The 10,084-nt window shown below is 43.6% G+C and carries 8 protein-coding genes; all 8 read left to right on the top strand.

The window, feature by feature from the left end:
• A partial coding sequence (locus tag BU200_RS09505) for a putative Ig domain-containing protein (RefSeq protein ID WP_142237042.1) occupies window positions 1-1,470 on the top strand: 1,470 nt, incomplete at its 5' end.
• 573 nt (window positions 1,471-2,043) lie between these two features.
• Window positions 2,044-3,444 (top strand): glycoside hydrolase family 1 protein, encoded by a 1,401-nt coding sequence (locus BU200_RS09500; protein WP_075099920.1) that lies wholly within the window; start codon window positions 2,044-2,046, stop codon window positions 3,442-3,444.
• 8 nt (window positions 3,445-3,452) lie between these two features.
• Window positions 3,453-4,550: a DUF871 domain-containing protein gene (locus tag BU200_RS09495; RefSeq protein WP_075099919.1), complete on the top strand. Its 1,098-nt coding sequence runs from the start codon at window positions 3,453-3,455 to the stop codon at window positions 4,548-4,550.
• 940 nt (window positions 4,551-5,490) lie between these two features.
• Window positions 5,491-7,488, top strand: a complete 1,998-nt coding sequence (locus BU200_RS09490) for a BglG family transcription antiterminator (protein ID WP_075099918.1) — start codon at window positions 5,491-5,493, stop codon at window positions 7,486-7,488.
• On the top strand, window positions 7,485-7,796 hold the full coding sequence (locus BU200_RS09485) for a PTS sugar transporter subunit IIB (RefSeq protein WP_075099917.1): 312 nt from the start codon (window positions 7,485-7,487) through the stop codon (window positions 7,794-7,796). The genes BU200_RS09490 and BU200_RS09485 overlap by 4 nt, the downstream gene beginning before the upstream one ends.
• 3 nt (window positions 7,797-7,799) lie before the next feature.
• Window positions 7,800-8,129, top strand: coding sequence for a PTS lactose/cellobiose transporter subunit IIA (locus BU200_RS09480; protein WP_075099916.1), 330 nt, complete (start codon window positions 7,800-7,802; stop codon window positions 8,127-8,129).
• A complete protein-coding gene (locus BU200_RS09475; protein ID WP_075099915.1) occupies window positions 8,130-8,573 on the top strand; it encodes a DUF3284 domain-containing protein in 444 nt (147 codons plus the stop codon).
• Window positions 8,570-9,913, top strand: coding sequence for a PTS sugar transporter subunit IIC (locus BU200_RS09470; RefSeq protein WP_075099914.1), 1,344 nt, complete (start codon window positions 8,570-8,572; stop codon window positions 9,911-9,913). The genes BU200_RS09475 and BU200_RS09470 overlap by 4 nt, the downstream gene beginning before the upstream one ends.
• Window positions 9,914-10,084: the final 171 nt, after the last annotated feature.

Genomic DNA, 10,084 nt, shown 5'->3' with positions numbered 1-10,084 from the left:
GATACAGATGGCGATCAAGACCCAGATGTAACCGATCCAGATGATGATAACGATGGCTACACAGATGATCAAGAAAAGACTGCTAATACAGATCCGAAAGATCCAAATAGTAAGCCAACGGCAGCGGTTGGTGATATTGATAACAAGACTGTTATTGAAAAACAACCAATTGAAGCAATTGATGTCCCAGTAACAAATGTACCAAGTAAGGGTAGTGTAGAAGTGACAGGTCTTCCAGATGGCTTGACCTATGATCCAGCGACTGGTAAGATCACTGGTACACCAACTGTGACTGATTGGGGTACAACCGAAGAAGAACGCGACTTCCCAGTGAAAGTTGTGATCAAGGATGAAACTGGTACTCCGATTGCCGAAAAAGAAATTACCATCAAGGTGCAACGCGATACAGATGGCGATCAAGACCCAGATGTAACCGATCCAGATGATGATAACGATGGCTACACAGATGATCAAGAAAAGACTGCTAATACAGATCCGAAAGATCCAAATAGTAAGCCAACGGCAGCGGTTGGTGATATTGATAACAAGACTGTTATTGAAAAACAACCAATTGAAGCAATTGATGTCCCAGTAACAAATGTACCAAGTAAGGGTAGTGTAGAAGTGACAGGTCTTCCAGATGGCTTGACCTATGATCCAGCGACTGGTAAGATCACTGGTACACCAACTGTGACTGATTGGGGTACAACCGAAGAAGAACGCGACTTCCCAGTGAAAGTTGTGATCAAGGATGAAACTGGTACTCCGATTGCCGAAAAAGAAATTACCATCAAGGTGCAACGCGATACAGATGGCGATCAAGACCCAGATGTAACCGATCCAGATGATGATAACGATGGCTACACAGATGATCAAGAAAAGACTGCTAATACAGATCCGAAAGATCCAAATAGTAAGCCAACGGCAGCGGTGGGTGATATTGATAACAAGACTGTTATTGAAAAACAACCGATCGATCCAATTGATGTTCCAGTAGTGAATGTACCAAAGGGTGGTAGTGTATATGTTGCCGGTCTCCCAGACGGCTTGACCTATGATCCAGCGACTGGTAAGATCACTGGTACCCCAACTGTAAACAATTGGGGTAAAGATGAGGAAGAAATTAACTTCTTGATTACAGTCTTTATAAGTGATGCAGATGGGAAAACAATTGCTGAAAAAGACTTCGTTATCAAGGTTCAACGTGATACAGATGGCGATCAAGACCCAGATGTAACCGATCCAGATGATGATAATGATGGCTACACAGATGAGCAAGAGAAGAACGCAGGCACAGATTCGAAAGATCCAAATAGCAAGCCAGGTGCTGCTACTGTGAAACCAGCTGGAAAAGCAATTCTTCCGAAAACAGGAACAGAAACTTCTAATTTGGGAGTGTATGGTCTTGCTGCTCTCGGTGCCGTAGGATTGTTGGCTCTTGGTAAAGGTAAAAAAGAAGAGGAAGAATAAATCCTCCTAGAAATACCGACTAGAGTTGGCTAGACTATCCTCTTTATAGCTATTCTAGAATAGTGAAGAGGGCATCAGCTTTCATTGGCTGAAAACCTCATAGAGCAAAGCAAACAAGTTCCAAAGTCTTAAATGGCTTTGGAGCTTGTTTTGCTTTTATAGTCGCTCAGTTTACTTTTATTACTTCGTTAACTCGTCTTGCTGTACTCCAGTACTACCTGCCGAAAACTTCGTTTTCATCATTTCCCGCCTCCCCTAGTCTAACCCCGGACTGTTTTGACGCAAACTTCGTTTTTATCATTTCCCAGCTCAAACAGTCTCACCCCAGACTGTTTGAGCTAGTACTAAAAGTAAACGAAATAACTATATGATAGACCTTGACGATCAGACATTCCGTTGCTTTCCTTAAGAATGTGGAAAAATATCTTTTTTGAAAATATTTACAAGATGAGCTAGGAGGATTATACTAGAATTACTAATACTAATAAGATGATATAGTCATTTAGTTTATTTTTATTATAAAGAGTAAAAGTAAACGAAAGCATTATATAACAAAGCGACAAAGGAGAAGCCATGTCAGAATCGAAAACAGTTTACCGCTTTCCAGAAGGTTTTTTATGGGGAAGCTCAACATCTGGACCCCAAAGTGAAGGGATTGTCGCAGGAGATGGCAAGACCAAGAGCAATTGGGATATTTGGTATCAAAGGGAACCCGAACGCTTTTTTGATCGGGTAGGCCCTGCTCAGACCTCTACCTTCTACCAGCACTACAAGGAGGATATTCAGCTTCTGAAAGAAACAGGACATACCGTCTTTCGTACCTCCATTCAGTGGTCGCGCTTGATTGCAGATGGAACAGGAGAGGTGAACGAGCAGGCGGTGGACTTCTATCGTCAGGTCTTTCAGGGGATTGTGGATCAAGGTATCCAGCTCATTGTCAACCTCTATCATTTTGATCTGCCTTACGCCTTGCAGGAATCTGGCGGTTGGGAAAATAAGGAGACGGTCTATGCCTATGAGCGCTATGCAAGAACCTGCTTTGACTTGTTTGGGGACATTGTAGATACTTGGATTACCTTTAATGAACCAATAGTCCCTGTTGAGTGTGGCTATTTAGGTGATTTTCACTTGCCAGGTATTGTAGACGCTAAGGCGGCAGCCTTGGTAGCCTATCATACGCAATTGGCCAGTTCTTTAGCCGTCAAAGCCTGTCACGAATTGCACCCAGACCACCGCATTTCCATTGTCTTGAACTTGACCCCTGCCTATCCACGTAGCGATAGCAAAGAGGATCAGGATGCTGCACGGATTGCGGAATTGTTCCAAACCAGAAGTTTCCTCGACCCGTCTGTCCTAGGTGTCTACCCACCAGAATTGGTGGAGATCTTGAAGCGTCATGACATCCTCCCTCCAGCAAGTCAGGAAGAATTACAGGTGATAAGGGAGAACCCAGTTGATTTCTTGGGTGTGAACTATTACCAGCCTTTACGGGTACAGGCAAGAAGCACTCCTCCAAGTGCAGATGAGCCCTTGACACCACATTATTACTATGAAGCCTACGATATGCCTGGTAAGAAAATCAATCCGCACCGTGGCTGGGAAATCTATGAAAAAGGGCTTTACGATATTGGGATCAACCTCAAAGAACACTATGGCAATATTGAGTGGCTCGTGACCGAAAATGGTATGGGGGTTGAAGGGGAGGACAAGTTCCGTGAAGATGGTGTGATCCAAGATGATTATCGGATTGACTTCATTACAGACCATTTGGTAGAACTCCATAAGGCAATCGAGGCTGGAGCTAACTGTAAGGGCTATATGATCTGGACCTTTATCGATTGCTGGTCTTGGCTCAATGCTTATAAGAATCGCTACGGCTTAATTGAGTTGAAGCTGGAGACTCAGGAGCGGGTCATAAAAAAATCAGGTCATTGGTTTAAAGCATTAAGTAGCAACAACGGATTCGAGAGATAGGAGGCTCTATGCTAGAATTTGGATTTTCCCTCTATCCTGAAAAATATGATCTTAAACAATCCTTGGACTATATCGATCTCTTGGCTCAATATGGCGCAAAACGGCTCTTCATGAGCCTTTTGCAGCTATCGGACGCCATGGTTGATTGTAGCAAGCTCTACCAAGACATTATCGTCTATGCGAATCAAAAAGGAATTCGGGTGATTGCTGATGTCAGTCCGACCTTTTTAGCGGCGAATGGTTGGCAAGATTGCCTGCTTGAAAAATGTCTGGAATTTGGTCTGGCAGGTGTCAGGCTTGATGAGGCGCTCCCCCTAGATGATATGGTGCTTTTGACCCAGAATAGCCAAGGGCTTAAAATCGAACTCAATATGAGCACTGATAAGCGCCTATTGACAGACCTGCTAGAAGCAGGTGCTGATGTAAGCAATATCATTGCCTGTCATAATTTTTATCCCCATGAATTTACAGGCTTGTCACGCCAGCATTTCTTAGACATGTCGCGCTTTTTTCATGAAAATGGTATTGAAACAGCCGTCTTTCTAAGTGCCAATACCGCAACAGAGGGTCCCTGGCCGGTGACAGAGGGGCTTCCCACCTTGGAAGAACTTCGTTATGCTCCTTTAAAGGTGCAGGCAGAAGTGATGAAAGCAACAGGCTTGTTTGATACGGTTCTCATTTCAAATCAATTTATCGCAGAGGCAGAACTGGCAGACCTCGTTGGTGTATTGGAACAGGAAAGTCTTGCCCTAACCTATGAGCCTTTGGTCGCCCTAACAGATACGGAGCAGGCGATTCTTGATTTTCCGCATTGTTATCGGGGAGATCTGTCTGACTTTGTCATGCGCTCACCAGAGTCTCGGGTACATTATCAGGAGGCAAGCATTCCGCCACGCGAGCAGTCTAAGCAGGTGACAAGGGGCAGGATTTTGATTGATAACAACTCTTATCTGCGCTATAAGGGCGAACTACAAATTGCCCTCAAATCCTTTACCGTGAGTGAGAAAACAAATGTGGTGGCACAACTGACACCATGGAGCCTGCTCATCTTAGACTACCTCAAGCCTTGGCAGAACTTTACCCTAGTCGAACTGCCTGCTGATTAAGAGTATGTATAAGGAATAGTTTCAGTCGTGATCAATCAATCACTATTGAGGCGATTCCTTTTTTTGCGCCCTATTTTGTGGTTATATAGTCATTTAGTTTATATTTTTATTACTTCGTTAACTCGTCTTGTATAATTGAACTCGGGCTACGAGCTGTACAAAAAAGATAGTTTTTCCTAGAACTTGTAGTTCTTCGTCAAAACTCCTATTTTTGCTTTGCTCGTCTAACGCCCTTGTATCTTGTATAATTGAACTTGAGCTACAACTCACTGACAAAAAGATAAATACTCCTAGAAGCCAACGCTTCTTCGTCGTATTTCCTATTTTGTCTAGGAGTTGCTTCCACAGTCTAGGGATAGACTGTGGAAGGTTGGAGATAGAACGAGTGAAACTCGTGTCAAACGCTCTCGTATCTTGAGTTGTACCATTGAGAAAAGTTACACTTTTCTTATCTATCGATTGAAATAGTTATCAACTAGACAACTACCTGCGACTTTTAACGAAAACTTCGTTTTCTTCATTTCCCACCTCACCCAGTCTCTCCCCAGACTGTTTTGACGAAAACTTCGTTTTCTTTATTTCCCACCTCACCCAGTCTCTCCCCAGACTGTTTGAGCTAGTACTAAAAATAAACTAAACGGCTATAATTGTTTGTAGAAATCATCTTGCCAAGAGGCTTGATTCTGGTCAGCCAGTTCTGAAAGAGCCTCGACAGGATCGAATCTTTTGAAGATGCCCATAGGAAATTTCATCAGCATTGCGGAAAAAAGGAGTGTGAAAGTTTATCCATTATCTGCTACAATAGACATAGGAAAAGGCTTACAGTCTTTGAAAATTATACTCTTTTAAAAACTCTGCGTCAGATTTCCTATTTTCGCTTGGAGTTCTTAACGGGCTTTGTATCTTAAACGCCCTCGTATCTTGGGATTGGAGGTGAGAAATGCTAACAAAGAAAGAAGCAGCAATGGTGCAGGTCTTGCTAAGGCAGGCTGGACAGTATATTTCTAGTCAAAAGATTGCCGCAGAGGTTGGCATGAGCGATCGCACTGTCCGAAAGTATTTGCAAATCATTGAGGAAAAGATTATCAAAAAGGGGGCGAGGCTACATTCCAAATCAGGCTACGGCTATCAGTTATCCTTTAGCGATGAGGAACAATTTCAACTCTACTGGCAGGAATGGCAACAGTCGGACAAGCTGGTGAAAAAAGTAAGCCAATTGGAAGAAGCAACAGACAGGCGTCATTATATTATCCACAAGCTCTTCTTGGAGGCAGGCTCTCCGACCATTTTGGACTTATCACAGGAATTGTACCTGAGTAAGACCAGCGTATCCCAATTGTTGACAGAGATTAAGGACTTGGTTCGTCCCTATGGTCTTGAAATTCAGAATAGTAGAAAAGGCATTCAGGTTGTAGGGAGCGAACCTGCGATCCGTCATTTTATCAAAGATTATTTCTTTATGGATAGCTTCCAGCAGTCGGTCTTTTCCCTCTTCCAGCATGATGTTCTAGAAGAAAGTCATTTTCCAGATATTATCATGATTGTTATTGATGAATGCCGAAACGCCCACTTGCAATTGCCTGATTTTGTACTGCATAATCTGGTGGTACACCTAGCTCTGATGATGAGCAGGATTCGGATGGGAAATCCCGTTCAGCTGATTTCCTATCAGGAGGATGAAAGAAGTCCCGAATACCATGTGGCGAAAAGGATTTTAGGACGTTTGGCGGAGCGTTTTTCCCTAACCTTTCCAGAGAAAGAAGCAGCCTACATCTCCCTTCACCTACATGGAGGAAAGGAGGCGGCTAGTAGCCCAGCAGAAGATAGCATGACGAGACACCTGCGGGAAAGGATAGAAATGCTGGGTCAGCATTTAGCAGTTCCCTTGCAGAGTGATGTACATTTACTCGACTCACTGAAGTTGCATTTTATCCCCCTCCTGCATCGAATCCATAATAATATTCAACTGGTCAATCCCTTGACAGAAGATATTTCAGCCCAATATCCCAAGGTTTTAGCAGCAGTTAAAGAGGTCTTTTCCCACATGCCTGAATTGCAGCAGCGAGCCATTACAGATGATGAATATGCCTATATTAGTTTGCATGTATTGGCTTCTCTGGAGAAAATGAGCGGACAGGTTCGCTATCGTGTCTTGGTCGTGTGTGCGAGTGGTTATGGGAGTGCCAGAATGTTGAAACACCGGCTGGAAAATGAATTTCAGTCGGAGCTAGAGATCATGCAGGTGACGAGTTACTTGGATTTGACGGAGCAGGATTTGACGGGCATTGATTTTATCATCTCCTCGGTTGATTTGAGTAATGCGGTCTTTCTCATTCCAGTTGTTCAAGTCAGTGTTTTATTGCAGCAGCAAGACATTGCCCGCATTCGGGCGCACATGACTAAGAAGGTCTGGACGAGAGATGAAAGGGATAGACCCGTAACAAGTTCAGAAAAGCAAGGTCTTCCGTCAGCAGAGGTAATACAGCTCTTTCAGGAACATCAATTTATATATGTAGAGCAGCAGATAGACAAGGAGACACTCTTATCTCAGATGATTCAAACCTTGGAAGAGGGGAGCAATCCCGAATTTCAACAGGATTTCCGCAAGCAGATTGCTATTCGGGAAAATCTTAGCTCGGTTGTCTATGAGGAGATCCTAGCCTTTCCACATCCGACCAAGGCGCTGACGAAAAAAGAGCAGGTGGTGATAGCCATCTGTCGTTATCCGATTTGCTGGGACAGTGAGCACAATCAGGTTCGGTTTATCTTTTTACTCTCTCCCTCAACTGGTAAAAATGAGCGACTGAAGCTGGTCACTCCAGCCCTTGCAACCTTTATCCATGATCCTGGTTTACAGGAACGATTGCAGGACAATCCGACTGTCCAACAATTTAAAGAATGTTTTATCCCTTTATTAGGGAAGGAGGAATCACAATGAAAAATATTATGTTAGTATGTAATGCTGGTATGTCTACCAGTATGTTGGTGACAAAAATGCTCAAGGCAGCAAGTGACAAAGACATAGAAGCAAAGATTTGGGCTGTTCCTATTTCAGAAGTTGCAGATGAGGTGGCAAATAAATCGATTGATGTTTTGCTGGTTGGACCTCAGGTCAAATTTATGCTTGATGACTATAAGGAAAATTATGAACCAGAGATTAAGGTTGGGGACATCAATATGGTTGACTACGGTACCATGAATGGCGCTAATGTCCTAGCATTTGCCTTGAAATTATTAGGAGATTAGTATATGGCAGAACCAGCAAATCTTGAAGCGATTATGGGGCTTATTATGCATGGAGGCGATGCCAAGGGGAATGCAGTGAAAGCGATTCGTGCAGCTAAAAAAGGTGATTTTGAAGCAGCGGAAGTCTTCCTTGAGCAAGCCAATCAAGCCCTCAATATCGCCCATAAATCGCAAACAGCCTTATTAGCAGAAGAAGCGGCAGGGCAGTCAATCGAAGTTTCCCTTTTAATGGTGCACGGTCAGGATCATTTGATGAACGCCATCACCTTCTTAGATATGGCAAAGGAAACGATTGATCTATACCGCAGGATAGAGCAGATCGGAGGACGATAGATGGAGGCACGTCTGACAGTAACTGGTCAACTGGAGGCTTTCTATGCCTTGTATCTGGAATTGTTTCAGGAAGAGTATCAAAAAGCAACAGGTAAGTCTCTTCTACTATCTGAAATCAGAGAGGGCTTGAGCTATGTGAAGCGCTTTGGAAAAAAAGAGGAGCAATCCGTCAAGGTCACCTTGCAGCAGTTAGTGGAAAATGAGTGCTATGCAGTGGTTATTCAATCCAACCGCGGTATCCAGTATTTGACCTACCGCTTAGTGGATGTAGGAGAGGATCAGGTGGAAATTGTCTATACGGAGGATTATCTGCCAGAGGGGCGCTGGAATCAGCTTAACTACAAGCTATTGCTGCCGCTGATGAAACGGGGATTAGAGAAGCGCATGCTGCTTCAAATTCAAAAATTTGCAGAATTTGCAACAAAAAAGGAGGTTCATCAATGAACACATTTATGAAAATTTCAGGCAAGCTAGGCTCGCAGAAGCACCTAGTTGCCGTACGGGATGCTTTCCTTGCTATGTTTCCACTGACCATGGCTGGGGCGATTGCTGTCTTGATCAATGTCTTGATACGTGATATTCCAAACAACATGGGCAATACAGGCTTGGCAGAAGCCATGCAGCCGCTCATTACCTTGAATGGCTATGTCTACTTTGGTACCATTGCCGTTATGGCGCTAGCCTTTGTCTTTGCTCTGGGCTATAATCGGGCGCAACATGAAAAAATCAATCCAATCGCAGGAGGTCTAGTCTCTTTTGCAGCCTTTATTTCCACGATTCCACAAACTATGACCATTGTGACAGACTTGACAGGGCTGGATAATTCCATTGTGAAAGCTTTGACAGATTTTGGTTTGACTATTTCAGAAAAGGGATTGGAAACTTCTGATTGGGGTGCGATTAAGGTAGCTTATGCAGGTGCGACTGGTTTGTTTACGGCTATGATTATCGGTCTTATTTCAGCAGAAATTTACTGTTTCCTAATGAAGAAGAAGGTGACGATCAAGATGCCAGATACAGTTCCACCAGCTGTTAATAAGGCTTTTGCTTCAATGATCCCAGGAATTGTAGCCATTTATGTTTCAGCCCTGATCGGCTTTATCGCGGTACAAGTGTCTGGTCAATCCCTAAACGACTTAGTATCCACCTATATCCAGACCCCTTTGCTTGGTCTATCTCAAGGTTGGTTTAGCGTTGTCTTGCTCTCTTTCTTGGTACAGTTGTTCTGGTTCTTCGGACTTCATGGACACAATGTATTAGGTCCTGTCTTGGATGGTATTTACCTGCCTGCTCTCCTTGAGAATACAGCAGCCCATGAAGCTGGTAAGGCACTTCCATACATCTGGACCCGTGGCTCTTTTGACGCCTACGGACAAATGGGTGGTTCAGGTGTTACTATCGCCTTTATCATTGCTGTCTTCCTCTTCTCGAAGCGCCAAGAATACCGGGCTGTTGCCAAACTATCTGCCCCAATGGGAATCTTCAATATCAATGAACCAGTAACCTTTGGGATTCCAATGGTCTTGAATCCTCTCTTTGTGGTTCCGTGGCTTATCGTTCCACCTATCTGTTGTGGTATTGCCTACGCAGCGACAGCTCTCGGTTTGATTCCACCAGTCTATGTAGCCATTCCATGGATTACCCCTCCAGGGCTCTACGCTTTCCTTGCAACAGGAGGAAATGTCTTAGCAGGACTCATCTCCTTATTCAATGTCTTTGTAGCCTTCCTCATTTGGAGCCCATTTGTGATAGCTGCCAATAAGGTGGAAGTAGAAGAACAGTAAAGGAGCGGAACAAAAACGTTCAAAAAGAAAACTCATAACATCAATGATATACTCCCCATATAGTGGACAGTGAAAAAACAAAAATTCACTAGACACTATAAGGGGAGTTTTCACATGTCCAAAAGAAGTCCAAAATCAGTAGAAGAAAAGTTAGAAATTGTTTGCTTATTC

Source organism: Streptococcus acidominimus, from assembly GCF_001921825.1.
Taxonomy (GTDB): domain Bacteria; phylum Bacillota; class Bacilli; order Lactobacillales; family Streptococcaceae; genus Streptococcus; species Streptococcus acidominimus.
Note: the sequence above shows the minus strand (reverse complement) of the source record. Positions and strands in the feature narration are given on the sequence as shown.